The 25113-nt window shown below is 69.5% G+C and carries 12 protein-coding genes; 5 read left to right on the forward strand and 7 right to left on the reverse strand.

Annotated features, from left to right (window positions below; all coding sequences use genetic code 11):
* The first annotated feature begins 27 nt into the window (after window positions 1-27).
* On the forward strand, window positions 28-966 hold the full coding sequence (locus tag WMF39_RS11425) for a hypothetical protein (RefSeq protein WP_437745561.1): 939 nt from the start codon (window positions 28-30) through the stop codon (window positions 964-966).
* 314 nt (window positions 967-1280) lie between these two features.
* Here the strand turns inward: WMF39_RS11425 and WMF39_RS11430 are convergent, their stop codons facing one another.
* From WMF39_RS11430 to WMF39_RS11455, 6 genes are all read right to left on the reverse strand, one after another.
* A complete protein-coding gene (locus WMF39_RS11430) occupies window positions 1281-3404 on the reverse strand; it encodes a recombinase family protein (RefSeq protein ID WP_437740889.1) in 2124 nt (707 codons plus the stop codon).
* A gap of 526 nt (window positions 3405-3930) precedes the next feature.
* Window positions 3931-5298 (reverse strand): PEGA domain-containing protein, encoded by a 1368-nt coding sequence (locus WMF39_RS11435; RefSeq protein ID WP_437745562.1) that lies wholly within the window; start codon window positions 5296-5298, stop codon window positions 3931-3933.
* Window positions 5299-5363: 65 nt separating this feature from the next.
* Window positions 5364-6113 carry a hypothetical protein gene (locus WMF39_RS11440; RefSeq protein ID WP_437745563.1) on the reverse strand — a complete coding sequence of 250 codons (750 nt, stop codon included), beginning with the start codon at window positions 6111-6113 and terminating at the stop codon, window positions 5364-5366.
* On the reverse strand, window positions 6110-9670 hold the full coding sequence (locus tag WMF39_RS11445; RefSeq protein WP_437745564.1) for an nSTAND1 domain-containing NTPase: 3561 nt from the start codon (window positions 9668-9670) through the stop codon (window positions 6110-6112). Before WMF39_RS11445 ends, WMF39_RS11440 begins: the two co-directional genes overlap by 4 nt.
* Window positions 9671-9695: 25 nt before the next feature.
* Window positions 9696-10682 (reverse strand): hypothetical protein, encoded by a 987-nt coding sequence (locus tag WMF39_RS11450; RefSeq protein ID WP_437745565.1) that lies wholly within the window; start codon window positions 10680-10682, stop codon window positions 9696-9698.
* Window positions 10683-10739: 57 nt separating this feature from the next.
* Window positions 10740-11183: a hypothetical protein gene (locus WMF39_RS11455; RefSeq protein ID WP_437745566.1), complete on the reverse strand. Its 444-nt coding sequence runs from the start codon at window positions 11181-11183 to the stop codon at window positions 10740-10742.
* 332 nt (window positions 11184-11515) lie between these two features.
* Here WMF39_RS11455 and WMF39_RS11460 point away from each other — a divergent pair, with 332 nt between their 5' ends.
* Entirely contained in the window at window positions 11516-20425 is an 8910-nt protein-coding gene (locus WMF39_RS11460) for a LamG-like jellyroll fold domain-containing protein (protein WP_437745567.1), read from the forward strand.
* Window positions 20422-21849 (forward strand): hypothetical protein, encoded by a 1428-nt coding sequence (locus WMF39_RS11465; RefSeq protein ID WP_437745568.1) that lies wholly within the window; start codon window positions 20422-20424, stop codon window positions 21847-21849. The genes WMF39_RS11460 and WMF39_RS11465 overlap by 4 nt, the downstream gene beginning before the upstream one ends.
* 184 nt (window positions 21850-22033) lie before the next feature.
* Here WMF39_RS11465 and WMF39_RS11470 read toward each other — a convergent pair whose 3' ends face one another.
* Window positions 22034-23377 (reverse strand): ATP-binding protein, encoded by a 1344-nt coding sequence (locus WMF39_RS11470; RefSeq protein WP_437745569.1) that lies wholly within the window; start codon window positions 23375-23377, stop codon window positions 22034-22036.
* A gap of 337 nt (window positions 23378-23714) precedes the next feature.
* On the opposite strand from WMF39_RS11470, the gene WMF39_RS11475 reads away from it, so the two are divergent.
* The gene (locus tag WMF39_RS11475) at window positions 23715-24293 is read left to right on the forward strand and encodes a DUF4255 domain-containing protein (protein ID WP_437745570.1); all 579 of its coding nucleotides are present in this window, start codon (window positions 23715-23717) and stop codon (window positions 24291-24293) included.
* Window positions 24290-25102 carry a hypothetical protein gene (locus tag WMF39_RS11480; RefSeq protein WP_437745571.1) on the forward strand — a complete coding sequence of 271 codons (813 nt, stop codon included), beginning with the start codon at window positions 24290-24292 and terminating at the stop codon, window positions 25100-25102. The genes WMF39_RS11475 and WMF39_RS11480 overlap by 4 nt, the downstream gene beginning before the upstream one ends.
* Window positions 25103-25113 lie beyond the last annotated feature (11 nt).

Here is a 25113-nt window from a genome sequence, read left to right on the forward strand (position 1 = left end):
GGTAGCGTCGGTCCCGGGTAGATTCTCGTGCCGGCCCCGATCGTCGTCGACATCGCGTCGGGCCCTGCCGTGCATGGCGAGCTCCCGGCGCTCCTCGTCGAGGCGTGCTCCCGCGCCGCCGGCGGCGGCGGGTGCGCGCTCGGCGACCCGAAGCGCGCCGGGACCCCGGTCCGGGCGCTCGCCGTCGTCTGGCTGGACGGCCCGGACCACCGCCGCCTGCGGGTCGACGTCGCCTCGGTCGGCGCTCCGGAAGGCACGCTGTCGTCGCGCGAGATCGAGTTCCGCGAGGAGGATCCGCTGCCCGACCGCTACCGCACCGCGGGGCTGCTGGTCGCGGCCCTGGCGTCGGAGCGCGCCGGCGCCCCGGCGCCGCCCGAGCCGACCGGCGCGGCGGCGGCCGGCATCGAGCCGGCGGCCGCCTCGCCGCCGCCGCGCCCGCTGGGCTGGTTCCTCGCCGCCGGCGGGCTCGTCGGCAACGGGCTCGATCGCGGCCCCGCCGGCGCCGCGGGCCCTGCCCGCGCCGGCGCCTGGGTCATGGCCACGGCGCTCGACCGGCGCTCGGGGTTCTTCGGGACCCTCTCGGCGTCCTATGCCACGGCCCTGCGCGAGCCGGCCCCGGGGCTGTCCGTCCAGTGGCTCGCGCTCGGGGGCGGCGGCGGCATCGCAGCGCCCATCGTGCCGCTCGACGCGCTCGTCCGGGCGAGGATCGAGGCCGCCGCCGACTGGGTGATCGCCTCCCCGGGCGACCCGAAGAAGCCCGAAGAGACAGGGCACGGCTTGACCCTCGGGACGCGCACGGCGATCGACCTCGTATGGCCGGCCGAGGGCAGCGTGGCCGTCCTCGGGAGCGCCGAGGCGTTCGTGCGGATCCACCAGACCGACCTCCGCGTCCACCCGAAGCCCGAGGCGGCGCTGCCGAAGGGCGGCGTCACGGGGATGCTGGGGGTGCAGCTGCGCCTGCGCTGATTCCGCGTGTCAGAAACCCCGCCAGGATTCCTGATACGACGCGGCGGGATCGGACGAAATGTCAATAATGTCAGATGATTCCGGCTGATTCGCGGCCGAGCGAGCCTCCGGCATGACCCAACGCGCCGCCGGTAGCCGTCGCGTCGCCCCCTGCGGGCTGGCCGGTGTCGTCATCGACCGCGTCGGGCGCTTCGTCATGCAGCGCGCGGGCGAGGGACGCGTCGTCGCTCGGCGACTTCGAGCCCGCCTCCCCACGTCTCCGTGCGGCCGTTCGCGAGCTCGATTGTGATCGACCACGCATGATGCAACTCCTGTCACATTCTTTTCGAGGCCTTCCTGCTCGGCGGTAAAGGGTGTTCACGACGGAGTCGACGAAGCCGTCGTAGCTCCACCTTGTCGACGATTACTGCCCACTGCCCTTCGATCCGGCGAGCTTGCACCAAGCCACGGCGGCGCCACCCATGCAGGGTGACAACGGGCATCTTCAACTCGCGAGCCAGGTCCGCAACCCACCAGGCGTTTTCGGCGTTCCTCGGCGGCGGCTTGGGCCCCCGGGGGACGGAGCCGTAGCGAGACAGCATCGCGAAGATCAATCGACCGTTGAACTGGTTTTGCTGTGTCGGAGTGATCCAGCCGTCTGCGTTAAGCTGCTTGGCGATCCGTTCTGCCGTGAGCCCCTTGCACCGCAGGTCGTAGATCGTCGCCATAAGCGCATCCTTGTATCCCGTCTTGCCCAGGTTGTGAACGGGGCGGCGGATGCGCTGATGTGTTTGATGCCCACCGACCCAATGCACGATTAGATCCATCCACGACGTGTCGTTTTCGGTCGTGACGACCACGTGGTCGATCAATAGCCTCAACACAGTCTTGTGCTCTATAACCGTCGTTGTAGGCGCGTTCCAAAGCGCAGGCAGATCTGTAGCAAGGGCACGGATAGCAGCGAGGTCCTCGGTCGTCAGGTGTTGAGGCGCCTGCTGAGAGTGCCGTTCGTACGCTTCGCGCAACTCGCGCTCGGAGCGGAGCGCGTCCTCCCAGGTTCGCTCAAGCGTGCGGGCTACAAGCCGGTTCTCTGGCTCCACGCTCCTATACTGCCGAGCGGCGCGCTCTGCTTCGTAGCGTGCACGCTCGAGGCGCTGCTGCCAGAGGGCTTCCTGCTGCGTACGCTGCTGCTCGAGATCGGTGCGAACCCGCAGACTGATCTCCAGCGCGACCGGCGTCAACGCCGAAAGCGCCAACGCCGTAACCACCCGATCGACACAGGGGCCTGAGATGCTGGTGCAAAGCCGACCACCATGGTGAACCGATTCGTCGTTGCAGACGTAACGCGGGTAGAGACGTCCGTTCTTTTTGCATGAGACGTACTGCACCGACATTCGCACGTTGCAGCGCCCGCACTTGACGAGCCCCTGCAATAAGGCGCTCCCACGCCGCACGGCGCCCCAGGCCGCCTGCGTACGGTTAGTCTTTAGGCGAAGCTGGTTACGCTCGAATTGCTCCCAGCTGATATACGCCGGAAGGCGATCACGGACGCAGGCCTGCCAGTCCGCTGGCTCCACGAACGGCGTGCGCCCCGTCGCGTGGCGGCCTGGTTGTTGCCGACGTGGGTCCGTCTTGCGACGGCCATACACATAGGCTCCCGCATAGATCGGATTGCGAAGCATGTTCGCCACCATGCCACGATGGGGACGGTGCCATTCAAGGCCACCGCGGTCTGCCCCGGTTCGACGACGCACGCCGATCTGGAGCCCCTGCTCGACCATCGCGCACAGCACGGCACGCACATTGCCGAGGCGTTCAAACTGCTCGAAAATGAAGCGCACAACCGCCCTGACTGACTCATCGGGATCGAGGACCACTTCGCCGGAGGCCTGCAGCAGGTAGCCCGAGGGCACTGGCTTGCTCAGCTCTCCACGGCGCGCCTTCTGCAGCTTGCCCTGGAGCAGCCGCTGACGCAGGATGTGTAGCTCGGCCTCGGACATCGTCCCCTTCAGTCCCAGCAGCAGTCGATCGTTGTATTGCGACGGGTCATAGAGACCGTCTAAATCTGCAATCAGGGTGCCGAAGCGAGCGCATAGCTCGAGCAGCTGGTGCCAGTCCTTGTTCGAGCGTGCGATTCGCGACATCTCCACGCCCAGGATCATCCCGACGTGATCCAGAGCGACCTCGGCCAACAGCCGCTGGAAGTCGTGGCGCCCCGCCGCCGAAGCCCCCGAGGTTGCGAGGTCCTCGTCGAGTATCAGGATCCGCTCCGCTTGCCAACCGAGCCCCCGCGCCATCGCTTCGAGGCTGTATTGCAGTCGTGTCGACTCTTGGTTGTGCTGAACTTGGTACACCGATGACTGGCGTATGTACACGATTGCAAGCCGATCGAGGTGGCGGCTGCTGAGCTTCGTCGGGCGCGCCTCGATGCTCGTGCAGGACCCTGCCATGGTTGTCATCGGCCGCCTCCTGGTGCGCCGCCAGGCAACGGCTCAGCATGCTGCTGAGGACGCTCACGAGCTGCGCCTGACTCTCTGGCGTCAGCGTCGCCCACAGATGCTCCTCGGTGGTCCTCTGCTGGGGCATGTGGCACCGTCCCTCCCGGACCTCGCCGCTCACACGGCGCGTCGCTCGACCGTGTACGCAGCCACCGTGCCAACGCCAGCAGCGCCTCTGCGGCAACGACCGGCAGCTCGCTGGGGGTTGAATCCTTTGTGACTTTACCTGTATTCGGTTTGGTTGCTGGTGATGAAGGTCGCACGGGTGTCGTGCAAGCGTATATTCAGCCTCGACTGCGTGGTCTCAAACAGCTCGGGCCGAACGATGCCTCCGCGCTGCTCGTCCGCGCCTCGGATCGGCGGACCCCCCGTGTGAGAGGCCGAGGCCGGCGCGAGGAGGCTCAGGAGGACCAGGACCCGCAAGACTCAATCGTCATTGTGGGATCTCCACCCGCGCGCGCAGCAGTGAGCCGGAGGCAGGTCGGCCTCAGTAGAAATCGTACCTGGCGCCGAGGACAGGCATGAACAGCGGGAAGAGGGGGGCCGTGAGGGGCCCGCCCGGAAACCAGGCGGAGGCGGCTTCATCGAGCCCAGTCGTGGTGTCGACGAACACCTGCTGGCTCGACGCCGGCCTCGGCACGGCGATGAGCATGGGCACCTCGATCCCCAGCGTGAGATCGACCCGTCCGGCCAGCCTGACGCCGGCGCGCACCTCGGGCGCGACGTAAACGAAGCGCGCCGTCGCGCTCTGCTCGGACGGGCTGAACGACAGCACGCGGCTCGCCGACACCTGCGCGCTCGTGCGCGCGTCCGCCACCGCGCCAAACAGGCCGCCGGCGCCCAGCCGCACGTCGAGCAGGAAGCCCTCGCCCGACGAGTATCCAACCCAGGCGCCGAGGAGCATGCCGCGGAGGGCCATCGCGTCGTCGACGCTCACCGAGTAGGAAGCCCCGCCGACGGCCTCGACCTTCGCGCTGCGCCCGCGGACAGCTTGCTGCACGCTCAGGTAGCCCGCCGAGACGCCAAACGATAGATCGTCGATGCCGTACCCTCCGCGGACGATCAAGCTGGAGCCAACCCCGAGGGGCTTGCTGCAAGGCGCCACGCACCCCGTCGACCCGTCGCCTCCCATCGACACCACGAGCGGCGCCGCGGCGCTCACCTCGGCGAGCAGGCGGGGCGGGCGGCGCGGCCCGCGTCCCCCGCGGCCATCGATGGACTCGGCGTCGCGCTCCGGCCGGATCCCGCGTGCGCTCGGCTCCTCCCTCGTCGCCCCGGCGATCTCGAGCGCGGCCGTCTCCTGAAGCGGGATCAGCCGCGCCGTCACCTGGACCGCCGTCCCGCCGGCCACGTCGAGGCGCTGCTCGAACGGCTGGTACCCCGCCTTGACCACGCGGAGGGCGTGGGGGCCGCGAGGCACGCGAAGGGGCGCTTTGAGCGGGAGCTCGCCGCGCGATACGCCATCGAGCTGGACCGTCGCGCCCGGCTCGCCGCCCACGATCCCGAGGGTCCCGACGGCGTTGTGAAGGAGCCTGACGACCAGCAGGATGTCGCGTTTCTCCTCGTCCTTGAGCCGCTCGGAGAAGTCGTGCAGCGCGCTCTCGTACAGCTCGAGGGCGTCCAGGTAGCGCTCGAGCCGTATGAGGCACGCGGCGGCATTGGTCGTCCCGTTCAGCGTCATGAACAGCGAGCGCGACGTCTGGAACTCGGCGAGCGCCTCGGCCCAGCGCTCCTGATCGCGCAGCACGATCCCGCGCTCGAAGTGCGCGCGCGCGTCCTCGCGGCGCAGGACGGCACCGGGCCCGCCGGGCTGCGCGGCGACCAGCGAGTCGAAGGACAGCGGTGCCAGGAGCACCGCGGCAAGGAGGAGGCCAAGAACCGCGGAACGTCGGCGCTTCGTGCCCGGCATTGCGCGCGCCCTCATTCGAAGGAGTCTCCGGCCAGCACGCCGCTGCGCTGCTTCCCGTGCTCCGCCGCGGCTGCGCCGGGCGGGCACCTGGAGATGACCTGCGTCGGCGGCGGACAAACACACGCCGGGCCCTCGTTCGCCCGCGCGGCGCCTCGCACCGCGCCTGGCGCGGATCCGGGCGCCGACTCCATCGCCGCGCGTTCCGCCGGCGCGTCGTACCCGGCGGCGACACCGGGCAACATGGGCTCGGGCGCCAGCTCCGGCGTCTCGGCGAGCTCCAGCGCGGCGGAGGCGTCGGCTTCGTCGGCCGCAGGCTCGGTGGTCGCCGCGGTCGGGAGGCGGCCGCGCCCGAAGGGACGCGCGGCCCGCGCCAGCGCGGCGAGGTCCAGCGAGGGCGGCGAGACGCCGGCGTCCATGACGGTCACGATCGTCTCGGCGTGCTGCCTGTCCCTGGAGAGGCGCACCCGACGCGTCTGCCCGACCCTCCCCGAGAGCTCGATGACGCCGTCCCGCCGCCGCGCCGGGACGCCGTCGACCTCGACCGCGGCGTCGGCGGGCAGGACGAGCAGCTTCACCCGGCGCTCGCCGGCGCCGAGCCGATGCACGCCGGGCCGCGCCAGGGCGGGGGAGGGGACCTCGGCGGCGTCGCCGGCCACCGTCGCCGGCTCGGGTCTGTCGTCCTCGACGCCGGGCCGCTCGCACGCGCCCAGGGTCGACAGGAACACGAGCGCCGCTGTCGCGGCCATGTCGCGAGCCGTCATTGTCGGAAGCCCTCCAGGGGGAGCGGCGCGCGCTCGTACGAGCGCTCGCACGCGGTGTACTGATCCCGGGCGGCGGACGCGGCCTCGCCCAGGTAGGTGACGCGCACGTCCGGCGGCAGGCAGTCGGTGTGCGCGGCGAGCAGGCGCTGCTTCAGCGCGTCCACGTCGATCATCCAGGTGTGGACGCTGTTGTCCGTGGCGACGGTCATGAGCCGTTGCCCTCCGTCGAGGAAGGCCAGGGCGATGACCGGCGCCGGCGCCCCGAGCACGATGGGCGCGCCCTCGCCGTCGGCGCTCCACAGGCGGACGGTGCCGTCGGTCGACGAGGTGACCACGCGCTCGCCGCCAGGGCTGAAGAGAGCGCAGAGGACCGCGCCCTCGTGCCCGCGCAGCACGATGGGATCGCCCCTGCCGTCGGCGCTCCACACCCGCGCGGTGCCGTCGTCCGAGGCGGTGACGACGCGCGCGCCGTCGGGGCTCCACGCGCCGGCGTAGACGTCGCCGCCGTGGCCCTCGAGCACGACGGGAGCGCCCTCGCCGCCGGCGCTCCACACGCGGGCCGTGTGGTCGAGGGACGTGGTCAGGACGCGCGCGCCGTCGGGGCTCCACGCCGCGGCGGTGAGCCAGTCCTCGTGCCCGCGCAGCACGACGGGCTCGCCCTTGCCGTCGGCGCTCCACACGCGCGCCGTGCCGTCGTCCGACGCCGTGACGACGCGCGCGCCGTCGGGGCTCATGACGGCGGCGCGCACCTCGGCCTCGTGGCCCCTGAGCACGACGGGCTCGCCCTCGCCGTCGACCCGGAAGACGCGCGCCGTCCGGTCGAACGAGGCCGTGACGACGCGCGCGCCGTCGGGGCTCGGCGACGCGCTCGCCACCCACCCCTCGTGGCCCCTGAGCACGACGGGCTCGCCCTCGCCGTCGACCCGGAAGACGCGCGCCGTCCGGTCCTCGTAGGCCGCGACGACGCGCGCGCCCCCCGTGGCGATGGACGCCGCATGGAAGAAGCCGAGGTGAGGGCGCCGGTGCGGCATCGATCGGAGCGGCTCGGCGCTCCACACCTTCGCCGTGCGGTCGAACGAGCGCCCCCTCGGATCGGACGCGGCGGTGACGACGCGCGCGCCGTCGGGGCTCCACGCCGCGGAGCGGAGGGGCGCGCGGTGCCCGGCCAGGACGAGCGGCGGGCCGCTCCCGTCCGCCGGCCAGAGGCGCGCCGTCCTGTCCGCGGAGGCGCTGGCGACGTGCTCGCCGTCGGGGCTCCACGAGACGAAGCTCACCGCGAGCGTGTGGCCGGTCAGGACGACCGGCTCGCCCTCGCCGTCGACGCGGAAGACGCGCACGCTCCGATCGGCCGACGCCGTGGCCACGCGCAGGCCGTCGGGGCTCAGGGCCAGGTGGGTGATGCCGTCCTCGTGCCCGGCGAGCACGACGGGCGCGCCCGCGCCGGTGAGCCTGAAGACGCGCGCCGTCCGGTCGCGTGAGCCGGTGACGACGCGCGCGCCGTCGGGGGTCACCGCCACGGCGACCACCTCGCCTGTGTGCCCGCGCAGGACGAGGCTCCTGCCCGTCGCGTCCGGCGTCCAGACGCGCGCCGTCCTGTCGCTCCCGGCGGTGACGACGCGCGCGCCGTCGGGGCTCCACACGACCGCGTTGATCGGGCCGCGGTGGCCGGTGAGGACGATCGGCTCGCCCTTGCCGTCGGCGCCCCACACGCGCGCGGTCCCGTCGTCCGATGCCGTCGCGACGCGCGCGCCGTCGGGGCTCGCGGCAACCGCCGTCACGCCGCCGCGATGGCCCGTCAGCTCCACCGGCGGGCCCTCGCCGTCGGCGCGCCACACGCGCGCGGCGCCGTCCTCCGAGCCCGTGAGCACGCGCGCGCCGTCGGGGCTCCACGCGGCCGCGAGGATGGCCCCGCCGTGGCCCTTCAGCTCCACCGGCCGGCCGGTGCCGTCGGCGCGCCACACGCGCGCCGCGCCGTCGGCGGAGGCCGTGAGCACGCGCTCACCGTCGGGGCTCCACACGGCCGCGGCGAGGGGGCCCGCGTGCCCGTGGAGGGTCGCGCGGAGCGCGTTCGTGGCGAGGGCGTCGCTCGCCAGCTCGACCCAGCCGCGCCGCATCGCGGGCAGCTCCACCTCGGGCAGGAGCTTCATCGCCAGCGGGAGCCGGGCGCGCACCGCGAGCTCGCGGAAGCCCGCGAGGAGGCTGGCGTCATGCGCCTCGGAGCGCTTCTTCTCGGCGAACCACCGCAGCCGGTCGGCCTCGCGCCGGGCCTCGGCCTCCTCGTCGCGCAGGCGGTCCGCGCGGAGCTTCTGGTGGTACGCCACGGCGCCGAGCGACGCCGCGCCGGCCGCGACAAGGAGCGACGCCGCGGCCGCGGCGGCGAAGCGGCGCCGCCGCGCGCGCTCCCCGGCGAGCCTGGCCTCCGCCTCGGCGCGCTCGCGGAGCTGCGCCTCCTGCTGCCGGCGCTGCTGCCGCTGCTCGAAGACCTTGCGCGCCAGCCAGTCGTGGCCGATCTCGAAGTACCGGCTCCCCTGGTGCTCCGCGGCGTGGAGGATGGCCGCGCCCTCGAGCGCCCTCAGCGCCGGCCCGAGCTCGCCCGCGGGGAAGATCCGGAGCAGCTCCTTCTCGGTGCGCAGCGTGCGGCTGCCGTCCGCGGTCACCAGGTGGTCCTCGAGCAGCCGCCGCGCCCCGTCGCGCAGCGCGCCGAGGCCGGCGAGCGTCGCATCGAGGTAGCGCTGCAGGATCGGCTCGGCCTCGGCCTCGCTGGCCGCCGCGCCGCCCTCCTCGCGCTGCTCGAAGAGCGCGCGGCACACGATCTGCGCGTACGCCGCCTGCGCCTCGGCCTCGTCGACCGCGGCCTGGCCGGGCACGCGCACCTGGAGCATGAGCGGGCGCACCTCCGCCGGCGTCCACGCCTGCGGCGGCTCGCCCGCGGCGGCCGCCTGGCAGACGGCCTCGCAGAGCTCGGCGACCGTCAGAGGACCGACGCGGAAGCCGTGATCGAGGAGCCGGTGGTGCTCGCGCAGCCGATCGCGGAAGCGGCCGAGGTAGTCCTCGCGGAGCGACAGCACGAGGCGCAGGTTGCGGGTGGGCAGCGCGGCGAGGCGGCTCACGCAGGCGAAGAACGCCTCGGCCTCGGTCGCCGCGCGCGCCGCGTAGAGCAGCTGCTCGATCTGATCGAGGTAGACGACCACGAGCCGCGGCGACCCGCGCGCCACGCGCTGCGCCGCCGCGATCAGCGCGTCCGCGGGCGAGGCGCCGGCCGGCCGATCGCCGAGGCCGAGGGCGCTGTACACCGCGTCCGCGAGCCAGCGCGTCGGGTCTTGATCCTCGGGCCAGCCGTCGACCCGCGCCACGCGGATCTCCTGCTTCTCGATGAGCGACGGGAGGACCGCCGCCTGCACCAGGGACGACTTGCCGGCGCCGGACGGCCCGAAGACGGTGACGCAGCGGCTCGCGAGGATGGATCCCTCGAGCTGGTGGGCCAGGTCGCCGCGCCCATAGAAGCGATCTCGGTCGGAGGCGCGGTAAGGTTGCGGGCCTGGGAAGGGGTTCTTCATCGTGAGGCTCCGGGCCATGTCGCGATCAACCCGGGTGGGGCGCGCTCCCGGGGGCCGCGCACCTGTCGGGTGATTCCGAGCGGGTCACCCAGCGCCGGAGGTCGATGTTCACCGTCCCCAGCCAGGCGCCCGGGAGCACGCGGACGTTGTAGGCCACGCCAGGCGCCGTCTTCTGAGCCTCTCCCCACGCGCCGAGGGCGCCGCCGAGATCGACCGCCGCGCCGCCCTCGCACGAGAGCTTCCCCGTCCAGGACGCGCCGCGGGTGTCGAGCGCCGCGACGCCGAACGAGCACGCGTCGAGGTCGCAGGCGTTGCCCCGACCGACGGCCGAGCCGGCGCAGTCTTTCCTGTCGTAGACCACGCTGAAGCACTCGGGATAGTCCGCGAAGAAGAGAGAGGCCCCCTGGAGCTTCCGGCCCGACGAGCTCGACGCGCTCACGGACGCCCCTCCGAGCGCGGCGGCGTCGATCGAGAGGGCCGCGGTGGTCGACTGCTCGGCCGCCACCTCGATCGTCCCCGCCCTGATCGCGCGCGTCAGCACCTTCACGTAGCTCGTCCCCGCCTCGGCGAAGAGGCCGGCGCACGCGCCGCTCGCGTCCAGGTAGACCGCCGAGAGCCTGCTCTCCACGAGGTCCGTCAGCGTGACGCTGGCGCTCCGCTCCGAGGACGCGCGGGCCGCGGGGGCGACCGCGAGGGCGTCGCCGAAGTCGGCGGAGAGCCTGCCGTCGAGCACGTCCCCGTAGCGCAGCGCCACCATGGACCAGCTCGGCGCCGCGGCGCCCTGATCCCCGTCGAAGCAGGCGTTGGTCTCGGGCTGATCCCCGAGCAGACGGCGTCCAAGGCTCGCGGCGCCGCTCGCCGGCGTGCGCGCGCGGTAGTCCGGCGCGAGCTCCTTGATCGCCTGGTCGAGCGTGACCGTCGCGGCGCTCGCGCACGCCGTGAGCTGGAGCGCGGCAAGCGTCGCCATCACGAGGCGGGCCGGCGAGGGCTTCCTGTCATCATCGATTTTCACGGTGGATCCTCCTTCGGGCGGTGCATGGCGCGCTCGCGATGAACGTGCGCCGCGCGGCTACGGCGAGATGGCCAGGAGCACGTCCTCGATCTCCCCGGCGAGCCTCTCGACGTCCGCGGACGCGTCCCGGGCGAGCCAGTCGACATCGTCCTTCCGGCGGTAGATCTCGGCGCGGATCCGCGGGACGACAACGAGCTCTTCGTCCTCGGTGAGCTCGTCGGCGAGCAAGGTCACCGAGACATCGCACACCTTGGTGCTGCCCTCCGGCTCGGGGATCCGCAGGGTCACCGTGGCGGTTGCGCTCTCGGCGTCGAGGCGCGCTGTCGCGCGGCCCTCGAAGTGGGCTGACAGGGCCTTGGCCACGGACCGCAATAAGGCCTGGATCGCGCCCCTCGGCGTGTCGCCTTCGAGGCGCGCGCGGAACGAGACGCCGACCGTCACGGACGACGAGCCGCCGAAGTCGAGAGGCTCGTTCTGGTTCGTTTGTTCTTGCATGGTCATGGTCGCGGTCCTCGGGGCGAACCCCTCTCTCGCACGGAGATGCCCCCATGAAACGCACGACGCCGAGCCCTGTCATCTTAAGAGAAATCAAGGTGAGCGCTGCGCGTGCCGAGGCGAGCGTCCCCCGCGTCGCTCACCTTGAATACGTTTAAGATCAAACAACCGTCACGAGCGCCTGCGGCGGACGTCGTGAGGGGTGAAGCAGCGCCCTCCCTGTCCGTCGATGGGCGATGGGCCGCTGCGTCGAGCCTGCACCTGTCGCGACGGCCGCCTCTCATCTGTCGGCCGGAGGGTGGAGGTCTGTACCGAGCAACCCTTCTGGCGAGGCGCGCATGATTCTCAGCGATCAGAAGATCCAGCACGTGAGCACGATCACCCACGATGGCAAGGTCGTGTGCTTCGGCACCGGTCCCGACGGCACCCTCTGGTACACCGTCAAGCGCAGCGGCTTCGAGGACACGGCCCTGAACGACGAAACCGACCCGTTCGGCTTCGAGGCCTTCAAGAAGCTCCGGCTCGGCGAGTCGATCCCCGACCCGTCGGTGATCGAGAGCGAAAAGAACACCCTCTCGGACGCCGGCGGCAACGTCCTCGTGAAGAGCGTGTACGGTGGCTCGGACGAGGTCGTGAAGAGCGTCGACGCGCCCGTACAGGTCGTGTCGGCCTTGAATCAGCTGTTCGTGTTCCGGCAATCGCCGGGCGGCAAGATCCTCGTGAACCGCTTCGTGCTCGACGGCATGACCAACGAGCTCGTGCCCAGGCTCGAGGTGCGGTTCCGGCGCAGCAAGCAGCGGCTCAAGCCACAGAAGTCCGCCACCTCGAAGGACGGCGGGAGCTTCGACAACCTCGACTACCGCGACATCGACGGGAATTACTTCTATGAAGGCGCCCTGGAGCTCGGCTTCGCCGGCAAGGTGGCGAGCGGGTGGTTCTCGCCCGTCTTCGTGCCGACCGCCGAGAGCGATCGGAACCGCTGGCACCTGTTCGTCCACGACGCGACGGAGAGTAAGCTGGTCCTCTACACGGTGGGCTCCGGCGACAACGGCCTCTTCGACGTGAAGGACTACCTCTATGCGCGGCAGGACCCCTCGAACCCGAAGAACACCATCTACCAGTCGGTCCCGGGCATCGTCCGCCGGACGATCGATCTGCAGGGGCTGACCGTCGCCGGCGGCCCGTCGGCGACGACGTACGATCTGCAAAAAGAGGTGATCACCGACGCGGGCCCGCAGCTCATGCGCGACACCATGCGGGTGATGCTCGCGGTGCCGGTGAAGGCGACCGGCAGCGAGGTGGTGAAGACCGCGGTGCTCGATTTCGCGCTCGCCGCGGACGGCACGCTGTCGCAGATCGACCCCACGCCGGACCAGAGCGAGATCCTGCGCAGCGATCAGCGCGAGGTCGTCACGCCGATCTCGCTGTTCGACGGGATCAAGGAGATCGCGGACCAGTCGCCGCCGCCCTTCGGGACCATCGTCGCCACCGAGCGGGGCGGCGACGACATGCTCCAGATCCGGTCCAAGGACTCGCTCCCGGCGGATCTCAAGACCGGAGCCAAGGTGAAGATCCGGGGCACCCAGAGCTACGACGGACACTACAAGGTGCTCAGCGTCAACGGCGCGACGTTCCAGGTCGCGGCCAGGTTCGAGAACAACGAGGCGGGGTTCTGGGAGGTCGCGCCGGACAAGCAGACCGGGCTCGTGTTCGACAACATGGTCGTCGGCGCGGAGAAGACCGCGGACGACAAGCTCATGATCGTGTGCCCGGCGCACGATCTGAAGGTCGGCGACGAGGTGCAGATCTCCGGCACCCAGACGTACGACGGGATCTTCCCGATCACGTCGCTCGTAGGGAGCAAGAGGGCCTTCGTGCTGAACGCGCCGTACTTCACCGGCGAAGCGGCGAACCTGAGCAAGGTCGTCCGCCGGGGGCTGCGGATGGACGGCAATGATTGCGTGGAGACTCCGGACCTGGAGCTCGCGCCGCCGAGCCCGGAGCGGCACCTGGGCCGCACGTTCTCGGCCTGGGTGCGGGTGGACGCGGCCGGCAACCTGGAGCAGAGCCTGGTGAAGGACAGCGGCGGGATGATGAACCTCGCCGTCGGCGCCGACAACAAGGCGAAGCTCGTGGTGCGGATGAGCGACGGCGGGGCGCGGACCGTGACCGACCCGAGCGCGGTGCCCGTCAATGCGTGGGTGCACTATGCGGGCACGGTCGATTACGTCACAGAGACTGGAGGCGAGACGCGGATCGCCCTCTGCCGGGACGGCGTCGAGGTCGCGCAGCAGGTCATCGCCCATGGGGTGCCATGCCACCTGAACGACAAGGCGCTGCAGTTCGACGGCGTGGACGATCAGGTCGCGATCACGAGCTCTCCCCCGGACGTCGCGAACAAAAGCTTCTCCGTGGAGCTCTGGATCAAACGCGACCGTACCAATATCCTGGAGTTCGCGATCGCCCAGGGCACGCCTACCACGAATCTGTGCCTGCACGTAGGCTTTCGCGCGAACAATGCGTTCACGTTCGCCTTCTGGGGAAATGACGCAAATACACCGCTGGCGTATACGGATCTGGAATGGCACCACTGGGCGTGCACCTACGACGCGACGACGCGCACCCAGCGCGTCTACCGCGACGGCGCGCTCGTCATCGAGAACGTGACCACCGCCCACTTTCAGGGCAGCGGCACCTGGACCATCGGCCGGCTGAGCGATGGTACCCTCCCCTTCAAGGGCAGCATCGCCGACGTGCGGATATGGAATCGTGCGCGCACGAAGGTCGAGATCGCCGAGGACATGGCCCGGCGGCTCACCGGTCGCGAAGCGGGGCTCCTCGGGTACTGGCCGCTCGACGATGGCACGGTCAGGGACATGTCGCCCGCCAAGCGGCACGGTAGCTTGACGGGCGCGACCTGGCAGCGCTCAACCTTCTTGCACCCCCAGATCGCGCTTCCGGCAGCGCCCGGCGTGAAGCTCGCCAGGACCATGAAGCTCGACGGGGTGGACGACTTCATCGAGGTGCCGGCCTACGCGACGCCCACGGGCGCCATCACCGTGTCGGTGTGGGCGCGCAGCGCGACGCCGACGTGGAACAGCTTTGGATGCCTCGTGAGCAAGCGGAGCTCCTTCATGTTCCACCCGTGGCAGGGCTCCCGAAAGATCGACTTCAGCCTCTGGATCAATGGAGCACAGGTCGATGCCTCGTTCACGCCGGCGGATATCGAGGGATGGCACCTGTACACGGGCACCTACGACGGCAGCGAGGTCCGCTTCTACATCGATGGCGCCCTGGTAGCGCACGCGGCGGCGTCCGGAGCCATCGCGGCGGACGCGTCCGGGGTGATGTGCATCGGTCACGATGACTTCGGCGCGGAGCAGCGCAATTTCAACGGGCAGCTCGCCGACGTGCAGGTGTGGAGCTCCGCGCGTTCGCCGGCCGACATTCAAGCGGACATGCACCGCAAGCTCAAGCTCACCGGCACGGAGAGCGGCCTCGTGGGCTACTGGCCGCTCGACGCCGGCGCCGGCGATCTCTCGCCGAACCAGCGGAACGGTTCGATCAAGGGCAACCCGGCGCTGGTGAGCGCGGGCTCGACGCACACCATCGGCCAGGCCTTCCGCGGCGAGATCTCCGGCGTGCAGATCTGGGACGAGGCGCGGTCCGCGGCCGACGTCAAGGCCACGATGCACGTGAACCTGAGCGGCAAGGAAAGCGGGCTCGCCGCCTATTACCGCATGGGCGCGGTCGTCTACGAAGAGCAGCCGCCGATCGTGCCGGACTTCTCGCACCACGGCAGGAACGCCGTGGTGTACGGCGATCCCTACGCCGGCGCGCGGCGCCTCAACCGCGCGACGGGCTCGGGCAAGAAGGTGGTCAGGTACGGCAGCGAAGAGCTCCTGGCGGTCAGCCAGCGCGGCGTTTACGAGGAGAGCTTCGAGTTCCGGGTGACCTCGCCCGACGCAGCGTTCGATCCGAGCAACGCCAGCGGCACCGGGCTCAAGCTCTTCGCCTTCTCGTACTGGGGCAAGAGCAGCCGCGGTAGCAAGGAGAGGAGAGAGTTCCCGGCCGGGAGCGTGCAGCAGAGCGATTTCGCGAGCCTGGGCGGCGGCTGGTACAAGGCCACCTGCCGGGTGGTGGTGCCCGATGGGGTCAGCCTCATGCGAGCCTTCGAGATCTCGGACGTGCGCGGCAAGTGGGGAGCCGAGAGCTCGGCGCCGGCCGCGGAGTGGACGTCGATCGACGTCCGCAAGCACCGCATCCGCCTGATCGCGGACTCGGTGACGCGCGACAGATACACGGACGCGACGGTGCTCTCGTCCTTGCCCGCGCAGGCGCAGGCGGTGCTGGACGACCTGACCACGATGGGCCGGGCGGAGGCCAAGGTGGGCCGCATCGAGGGGCAGATCCGCGATCTCCTGGAGCGGATCGACGTGGCGAAGAACAACCAGCGCTACGTCGACGAGAGGAATGAGCTCACGAGCAAGGTCTCGACCCTGCAGTCGCAGAAGACCGCGGCGCAGAATGAGCGCAGAGCGATCGTCGACAACCGGTGGAGCTACTATCACCGGGTGCTCAACCTGAACAGCGGCAAGGACATGACCGCTGGTGCTGACAAGATCGTGCTTCAGTACGGCCCCTGGGGCAAGGACGAGCTGGACTATCAGCGCTGGCGGTTCGAGGACCGCGGAGACGGATACTTCCATATCCTGCAGCAGCGCAGCGGGCTTTCCCTGTGCGTGCCGGGCCACGGTGGAAAGGACGCGGACCTCTGGGTCGCACCGCTGGCCGGCGTGTGGAACATGCAGTGGAAGCTCCACTGCCTGAATTCCAGCGCGAGTTACTATGTCCTCAAGCCGAGGCACGCTGAAAACCTCTGCGTCGAGGTCGCCTGGGGGGCGGCGCAAGACTCAGCGGCGCTTCAGCTCTGGGACTGGAACGACGGCAATAACCAGAAATGGCATGTTCTGAAGACGAGCGACATGACCAGAGAGGCCAAGGGCGCCCTCAAGTCCAAGGACGATACGATAGCGGACAAGGATTCGGACATCAAGGCGAAGCAGGCGCGCATCGACTGGCTCAACGACGTGCTCGCGGCCAATGAGAGCCTCGCGGCGCTGCAGAGCCAGCTCGCGGCCGCGCAGGCCGACCTGAACCAGAGCCGCACGGAGCTCGCGACCAGGAACACGGCGGTCATGCGCGGGCTCGCCAAGGCCCCGCCGGCGATCATGCCGGCCATCGCGACGGACGATCGGGACCTGGTGACGGCCGGCGCGGTGCTCGATTTCGCCCAGCCCCTGGGCAGGGTTCGGCTCGCCGAGAGCTGCGAAGGCAACGTGCTGCTCACCTATTTCGACCCGCAGGGCCGCATGCGCGCGACCGCTTACGACGCGGCGGCGGACAGCCGCAACGCCACGTTCGAGCAGTGGCTGCCCGACGCCGCGCGCGCCTCGGCCGACATTCGCGACAGCGGCGACAAAGTCACGCTGGAAAAGGCCGTGAGCCTGCCTGCGAGCGGGTGGGGGTGCGAGGCGTGGGTACAGTACCCCCTGGCCACCAGGAGCGATGGGGCGGCGTACGACGCGAACGTGGTGGCCAGCGCGGGCACCACGCCCGACGTGCCGCTGATGGTGCGAAAGGGCAGCCGGCTGGGGCTGATGGTCGATGGCTGGTTCTTCGACAGCGGCGTCGACCTCAAGCGGACGATCGCGGCGGGCTGGCACCACGTCGCGGTGGCGACGAGCAAAGGCACCACCGCCTTTTACGCGGACGGCGAGAAGATCGGCAGCCGCAAGACCTTGCAGCCGGCCATCCGCTTCAAGGGCGCGGCGGACTACGTGGAGGTGCCGGCGCACGCGAACCCCACGACGGCCATCACGGTGTCGATCTGGGCACGCAGCGCGACCTCGAGCTGGAACGGCCATGGCTTCCTGGTGAGCAAGCGGGACGCGTTCGTCATGCACCCCGTGGGCGGCAGCCGGCAGATCCAGTTCTACGTCTTTGTCGGCGGCCAGGGCTGGAAAGCTGTCAGCTTCACGCCGGCCGACATCCAGGCCTGGCACCTGTACACTGGCACGTTCGACGGCACCTACATTCGCCTTTACGTCGATGGGGAGCTCGCCGCGGAGCTCCGGCTCGAGGCATCCGGATCCATCCAGGCGGCTTCGGGCCCGATGTACATCGGCTACGACAACGGCAATAGCGCCTACTTCAAGGGCGACATCGCGGAGGTGTCCATCTGGAGATCGGCCCGATCCCTGGTCGACGTCCGAGACGACATGTATCGGTCCTTCAACGGCGACGAGGCGGATCTCGTCGGCTACTGGCGCATGGACGACGTCGAGGAGGGAGGTGTGGTCAAGGTCAAGGACCTCACGTCCAACAAGCGCGATGGCCTCTTGAAGGGCGCGCCGGAGGACGCGACGATCACGACCGCGCGGGCCATGGATATCAAGGTCCTCGGCAACGCGCCCTCCGGAGGCAGCCCCGTCGGCCGGCTCGCCGAGGTGCGCCTCTGGGACCTCGGCTTGACCGACGCCGAGGTCGCGGCCCACGCCCGGGCGTCGATCTCGGGCAACGAACCCGGGCTCGTCGGCTACTGGCCCTTCGATGAAGGCACGGGCGCGACCGCGCTCGACCGCTCGGCCGGCGGCCTGGCGCACGGCTCGATGGTCGGCGTGGAGTGGATGGGCCGCACGGCGAACCTCGGCAACCCGGGCAGCAAGGTGCTGAGCCTGCCCGATCGGGGCAAGACGTACGTGCAGTGCCCGGCGGTCACGCCGGCCGCCACCGGCTTCACGTTCGAGTGCTGGGCGCGGCGCAGCGGCGCGGACGCGGGCCAGATCCAGTTCATCGCCGGCGCGCCCGGCCAGAGCGGCACCGGGGCTTTCTTTTTCGGGTTCAGCGACGCCGGCAAGATCATGGTGTCGTTCAATGGCACTGGCGTGACTTCGGCTTCGGCCTACAAGGATGATTCGGACTGGCACCACGTCTGCACCACGTACGACCAGCTCACGAAGACGCTGCGAATCTACTGCGACGGCGTGAAGGTCGGGGAGCAGACCGCGACGGGCGACATCACCGTGTCCGGCGCGCTCTCGATCGGCAAGGCCCACACGGGAGAGTACTATTTCAGGGGCGACCTGGCCGAGGTGCGGCTCTGGGACCGGGCGCGCACGGAGGCCGAGATCCGCGCGAACATGCGGCGCCGCCTCGCGGGCACCGAGCCGAACCTGCTCGCCTATTACCCGCTCGACGAGGTGAACGGAGACAAGAAGCTCAAGGACAAGAAGGCAGGCGTGTACCAGGGCCAGCTCAGCGGGAGCGCCGCGGTGCTCCTCACCACCTCGCTGCCTGCGGCGGGAGCGGAGGGCCTGATCACCACCGAGTACAGCTCGGTCGAGGTCGGCCCCGAGGGGCAGAAGCAGGCCTTGATGCGGCGCTTCTTCGGGTTCACCACCGGAGGCCAGGTGCAGCTCCTGCCCGAGCAGCGGGTCGAAGAGCTGACGTTGCAGTGGGTCGGCAACACCCAGATCAACCCGACGCTGCTCGGCTACATCGAGGGCGCGCCGCCGGTCCCCTCGGAGAACCTCACGGTCGACGAGGACTACAACGGGGCCACGGCGGTCACCCTCAGGCAATCGGACGAGACGAGCTATAGCTGGCAGCGCAGCGAGACGATCCACGGGGGGATCAGCATGGATGGCTTCCTCGGGGCGGCGTGGGGCGTCGAGGCGGGCCCCGCGTTCATCTCGAGCAAGGTCTCGGAGGGCCAGGCAGGCGCGGTCTTCAACTATGCCTTCGAGAAGACCGACAACAAGGACACCTCGATCACCGCGGCGTCCACCCTCGCCATGAGCGACAGCCTGGAGCTCTCGGGCATGGCCGAGGACAAGGCCTCTTGTCCTCTGCTGGGCAAGCGCTGGGTGCCGAAGAACGTGGGCTATGCGCTGGTGATCTCGGGCATGGCCGACGTCTTCGTCACCAAGCTCAAGAGGAGCGGCCGCATGGTGAGCTACGATATCCGGCCGGTCGAGGGCGTGCCGCTCGACGTCAACACGATCACGTTCCTGATCAACCCGACCTACACGCTCAACGGGAGCCTGGACGGCATGGTCGGCTCGATGCCCGCGGATCCGACGTTCTATCCGCACGTGCCCGACATGCGCGCGCAGTATGGCTCGCTCTACCCGGCGAGCTACTTCCGGATCAAGGAGGCGTACGCGCTCAAGGACGCGATCGAACGGCACGACAAGGACCGAGAGAGCTTCTTCTACAACTTCAGCGCGGACCAGGTCGACCATCTCCACGCGTTCAGCGAGCCGAGCGCTCCGGGCGTCCCCGAAGGGGGCGCGCAGGCGCCGTCGAAGTCCGAGAAGTCCGCCCAGGAAGAGCTGGACGCGATGAACGAGCAAAACGAGGAGAAGAAGAAGGAGCTCAAGAACGAGGGCGAGAAGCGGCAGGCGGAGATCAAGGGCAAGTACAAGAGCCTCGAGGGACGGGTGCGCGCGGGCGCGGCCTTCGCCGACTGGCAGATCCGCATGGAAGGCATCCAGTCCAGGGCGGGCAAGCGCAACATCGTCAACACCTACGTGTGGGACGGCGACGGCGGGCTCCGCGCGGAGGAGCAGAGCTTCGCCGGCACGATCGAGCATTCGGTCAGCACGGAGATGAGCCACAGCGGCGGCATCGGCGGCAATGCCGACGCGGCGGTCTGCGGGTTCAAGTTCTCGCTGTCGCTGGTGGGCTCGGGAGGCAAGGTGGACGCGAACAGCAAGAGGCTCAGCACGAGCAAGAGCCTCGAGCTCGGCGTGGACCTCTCGGGCGTCGAGAAGAGAGGCCTGACCGATCCGCGGGACAACCCGCTCGTCCCCGGGGAGAAGGTGGATCGTTATCGGTTCATGACGTTCTACCTGGAGGGCAGCACGGACCACTTCAGCGACTTCTTCGGCTACGTGGTGGATCCGGAGTGGCTGATGAGCAACGACGAAGAGGCGCGCGCGCTGCGCCAGGCGCGCGCCGCCAAGCCGAACAAGTGCTGGCGAGTGCTGCACCGGGTGACGTACGTGGAGCGGCCTGTGCTCATGGGCTTCGGCCGCGACATGCGCGCGCTGGCGATGGGCGATGTGGACGAGGTGGTGACCGACTACTTCGCCGATCTGGAGCGCAAGCACCAGGTGATCGACGTCCGGCTCGGCGGCATCGAGGACAGGCTCGCGGCGATCATCGCCAAGCTCGGCGCGTGACGCGATCGACGCCGCCGCGGCCGGCCGGGGGGGCACGGGCCGGCCGCGGCGGCGTCACCACGGAGGAGACCATGTACGAACACCTGTACGCCGCCTACGCGCAGACGAAGATCCTCGAAAAGTACGGCACGCTTCACGGCATCTCGAAGGAGCTCGTGGAACGCGTCTTCGAGAACAAGGCCACGCCGGAAGAGCTCAAGAATTACGAGGAGAACGCGGTCCGGCTCGTCGATCACTTCGTGACGGACATGCGCCGCACCGAGCTGAAGGACCTCAGCCGTCTCGACAAGCAGATCGTCACCGCCATCGACGCAACGAACTACGTGAACTTTCAGCGCAGCGACGAGCCCTACGCCAAGGTCGTGCCCGGCGAGACTGTCATCGGTCTCCTGAAGAACAACAACCCGCCCGCGTTCTTCGGGTTCGGCGCGTCTCGGGGGCGCTCGGAGAACCTCTCGCCGGTCCAGATCGTGCCCCAGTTCGGGCTCGATTACACGGGATCGGACTACGTGATCAAGGACGGTGATATCTCCAGACCGGTGCCCTTCTTGTTCATCATGGTGACGCCGATGACCGAAGCGTTGAAGAAACAGTTCCGGGTTCCGTTAGACCCGCTCATTTTCGATGCCATGGAGGGGATCGCCAACGATACCGAGGAGGACCCTATCCTGAGGGAGATGGGCTCCCTGATGACCAGGCCGGACGTGGCCGCCATCGCGGTACGCGGCGCCTTGTCCGACGACGAGATGAAGGCCAGGACCCAGAAATACAAGGATCGGGGATACTCCGTCAGGAAGAAGAGCGCGGAGCCACCCTACACTGGCCTCGGCAGCTCGCAGCACGGCGCGACGCTCGAAGGCCAGGACTTCCACCCGGAAATGGGGCTGGAGACGATGGCTGCGCCCAGCGACGGGGAGACGCCTGTCGGCGGCAAAGGCACCTACATCGATCTGCTGGTGCCGAAGCCGGCGAGCACAGGCACGCGCGATCCCACGCTGCCGTGGGGGCAGGACAGGATCAGGATAGCCGCGTGGGACCGTGATTGGAACGTGACAGCGAGCAAGGAGGAGGTCGACCGGGGCTACGAGCGCGCGGTCGCCGGATACTCCGACGAAGTGAAGGCAGGCCTCCAGAAGTCGATGGTCGCCCACGGCGCGATGATGGCCGCCAACAAGGAAGGCCTGGCCAATGCGCCAGCGGGCGTGGCGTCCAAGCCGGAGACGAAGAAAGGGCTCAAGGATCACACAAAGGCAGCGAAGCGCAGCATCGTGAGGAAGACGCTGGGGAGCGTGGTCGCCGCGCTGCGGTTCATGAACAGCGACAAGGACAAGAACAAGGACAGGAACAAGAAGAAAAAGAAGAAGAACGTCGACGGCTCGGATGACCGCCAAGAGAGCACGCGCAAGCGCGCTTCGGGGGAGTGAGCCGTGTCGCGGAACGTCTCGTTCGCGGACGACGGTCGTCCGGCCTGGCAGGATCATGCGCGCGACTCGGGCGCGGCGGAGGCCGGAAGCGCGCTGACCGAGGATCTCGCAGGTGTTGCCCGGCCCCACGGCCGCGTCGGCGCAGTCCCTCTTCTGGTAAGCGACGCTGAACGCGAGCGTCCGCTCAACCCGCCTTCCCCTGCTTGGCATACTCCTTCCGGATGCCCTGCAGGAGGTCCTCTACCGTGAGGGGACGGCCGCCCTCTCTCAAGGCCTGCAGCGAGGCGTAGCGGATCACGTTCATGATCGCGCCCCCCGCGAGCTCGTGCTCGCGCGCGATCTTCTCCAGGTCCACGGAGCCGTCGAGCCTCGCCCTGGGTGAGAATCCCTGCCGCCACAGCCGCGCGCGCTCCTCGGCGCGCGGCATCGGAAAGTAGATGATCGACTCGAACCGCCGCGCAAAGGCGTCGTCGAGGTTGTCGCGCAGGTTGGACGCCAGGACCGCGAGCCCGTCGAAGGTCTCGATGCGCTGCAGGAGGAAGGAGACCTGCTGGTTGGCGTAGCGGTCGTGCGCGTCCCGCGTCTCACTGCGCTTGCCGAAGAGCGCGTCGGCCTCGTCGAAGAACAATATCCAGCCCTGGTGCTCGGCCTGGTCGAAGACCCGGCCGAGGTTCTTCTCCGTCTCCCCGAGGTACTTCGACACCACCAGGGAGATATCCACCTTGTAGACCTCACGGCCGGTGGTCTTGCCGAGCAGGCAGGCGGTCATGGTCTTGCCCGTGCCCGGCGGGCCATAGAAGAGGCTGCGGTAGCCGGGGCGCAGCTTGGAGGCCATTCCCCACTCCTCCATCAACGTCCCTCCGTGCTCGATCCAGGTCTGGATCTCCTCGAGGCTCTTGCGGGTGCCGGGGTGCAACACCACGTCCTCCCAGCCGACGCGCGTCTCGATCTGCTGGGCGGGAAAGCCGGGCCCGTGGCTCTGCCGCCGCGGCTCGCCGGTGGTGAAGAGACAGAGCAGCTCCTCCGAGATCCGGAGGGGGGCCTTCATCGGCGTCACCTCGTCGCCGCCCCCGAGCCTGAGGACGCCGTGCCTGATGAAGAGGTGCTGAGGATCCAGGATGAGCCGCACGGAGAACCGGAGCGCGAGGTCGTCACCTCCGACGATGAACGCCAGCGTCTCGCCCGTGGGCAGGAGCTCGCCGTCGGATCTGAGCTGGACGCCACCGAGCTCGGTCAGCCTCCGATCCACGGTGGGTTCGCGGGTGAAGCAGACGTCGAGGAGCTGGGGCCGCAGGTGCGGGACCAGGGCGAGCACCAGGGCGAGGCGCTCGACGAAGGAGAGCTGATGGCGCCGCACGAAGCCGGCGTACTCCGAGCTCGACCCGCCGAGATCAGGCGGCGCGAGGTCGAGCACGCTCCCCTCGGTCGCGCCCTCGCCGAAATGGATCTTGATCCGCGCCTCCAGGACGCTGCGAAACCAGGTCAGCTCCCGCTCGAGGTCGGCGGCGTTCTCCATGATCTTGGTCATCCTCTCCATACCCGTCGAGCCGCGGCGCTCCTCCTCGCTCCAGATCCGCTGCGCGAATGGTGGCACGACACGGCCCGGTCACGCCGCTGAATGAGGCACCTTTAAAATACCTTAAGTTGTCAGCCCGATTGACCCTGGCTATTACCGATGTCGAGACAAGCACCGACGGAAGACCACGGCGTCGTCCGCGGGGCCTCGAAGCGCCGTTCCAACGGGGCGATCCGCTCCGACGGAGGCTGACGTTCAGGCCCCGCGTCGCGAATGCCATGACCCAAGATCTTCAAGGATGAGAGCCAATGGAAGCGGGACAATATCAGAGCTCCAGGGGGCGTCAGCCGTGATCAGCGACCTCCTCGTCCTGCTCAAGAACACGGTGAACGAGCACCTGACCGCGAGCTCGGGCTGGCGCGGCCCGGTGCCCGACCAGGGGCCAGTCGTCTTCCTCGACAGCGAGAAGGTGGACAGCCTCGATCTCAAGCTCGGCGCCGTCACGCTCCTCCTGGTCAACCTCGAGGAAGATCACACGCTGAGGCCGGCCGACCCGTTCCGGTCGACGCTGGCGGACGGCACCACGCAGCGCGTCCAGCCGGCGATCCAGATGAACGCTTACGTCCTCTTCGCCGCTCGCTTCAAGGACTACGAGCAAGGCCTGCGGTGCATCTCGCTGATCCTGCAGTTCTTCCAGGGCCATCGGGTCCTCGACCACGTGAGCACACCGGCGATGAGCGACAGGATCGAGAAGCTCACCATGGAGCTGCTGACGCTCCCCCTCTCCGAGCAGAACCAGCTCTGGGGCGTCCTCCGGAGCTCTTATCAGCCTTCGCTCCTCTACAAGGTCCGGATGGTCGTCTTCCGGGACGAGGACGGCCTCGTCGCACCGCAGATCAGCGAGCCGATGCAGAGGATCCACCAGTGAAGCACGTCGCGATCATCGAGGTGCTCTTGAAGCACGCGTTCTACGCGGACCAGAGGTGCCCGGACTTCGCGATCGAGCCGAGCGACGACACGGCGCGCCTGCTCCGCAATCATCGCTGTATCGTGCGATCGGGCCCCGAGGGCGTCCGCGTCCTCTCACCGCTTGACGCCGCGGGGCAGCCCTTCCTCCCGCTCCCGGGGGACGCGGCGCTGCTCTTCTACATCGAGGTCCGGGGCGGCGACTTCGCCGTCGTCACCGACCTCACCGGCGTCAGCGGGCACGCGGCGCCGGTCTTCACCGACGCCGGCGCGGGGACCGACGGCGAGCTCGGGCTAGCCCCCGCCGATCCGGCCCGGCCGCGGCTCCCGCCAGGCATCTTCGCCGCCGTCGAGATCCGCCCCGGGAGCGCGCCGCGGCCCGCCCCTTTCCAGGTCAGCTTCCAGGCCAGGCGGGCGCGATGGGCCTACTACTGCGTCACCGACCTGGCGCCGGCCGGGGGCGAGCTCACCGTGGTGGACGCCTCGCCCGCCGGGGCCGATGGCGCGCTGCGCTTCAGCGCCGCGACCCTCGATCCGGTGGACCCGATCGCGGCGCAGATCGCCGGTCGGTATCCCGGGATGCGCTGCGTGTACTTCGTCTCCGACGAGCCCGTCGCCGCGCGCGAGGAGCCGAGGAAGAGCATAGAGCTCCGGCTCGGCCCCGACCGCGTAGCGGGTCCCCTGCCCAATCCATCGATGCAGAGCCCTGCAAAGGAGGATCTGCTGCTTCAGATCGTCACGTATCGAGCGCAACCCTTTCAAACCCCCTGAGATTGAGGAAC

The sequence above is a fragment of the Sorangium sp. So ce1504 genome, assembly GCF_051521635.1.
Taxonomy (GTDB): Bacteria; Myxococcota_A; Polyangia; order Polyangiales; family Polyangiaceae; genus Sorangium; species Sorangium cellulosum_B.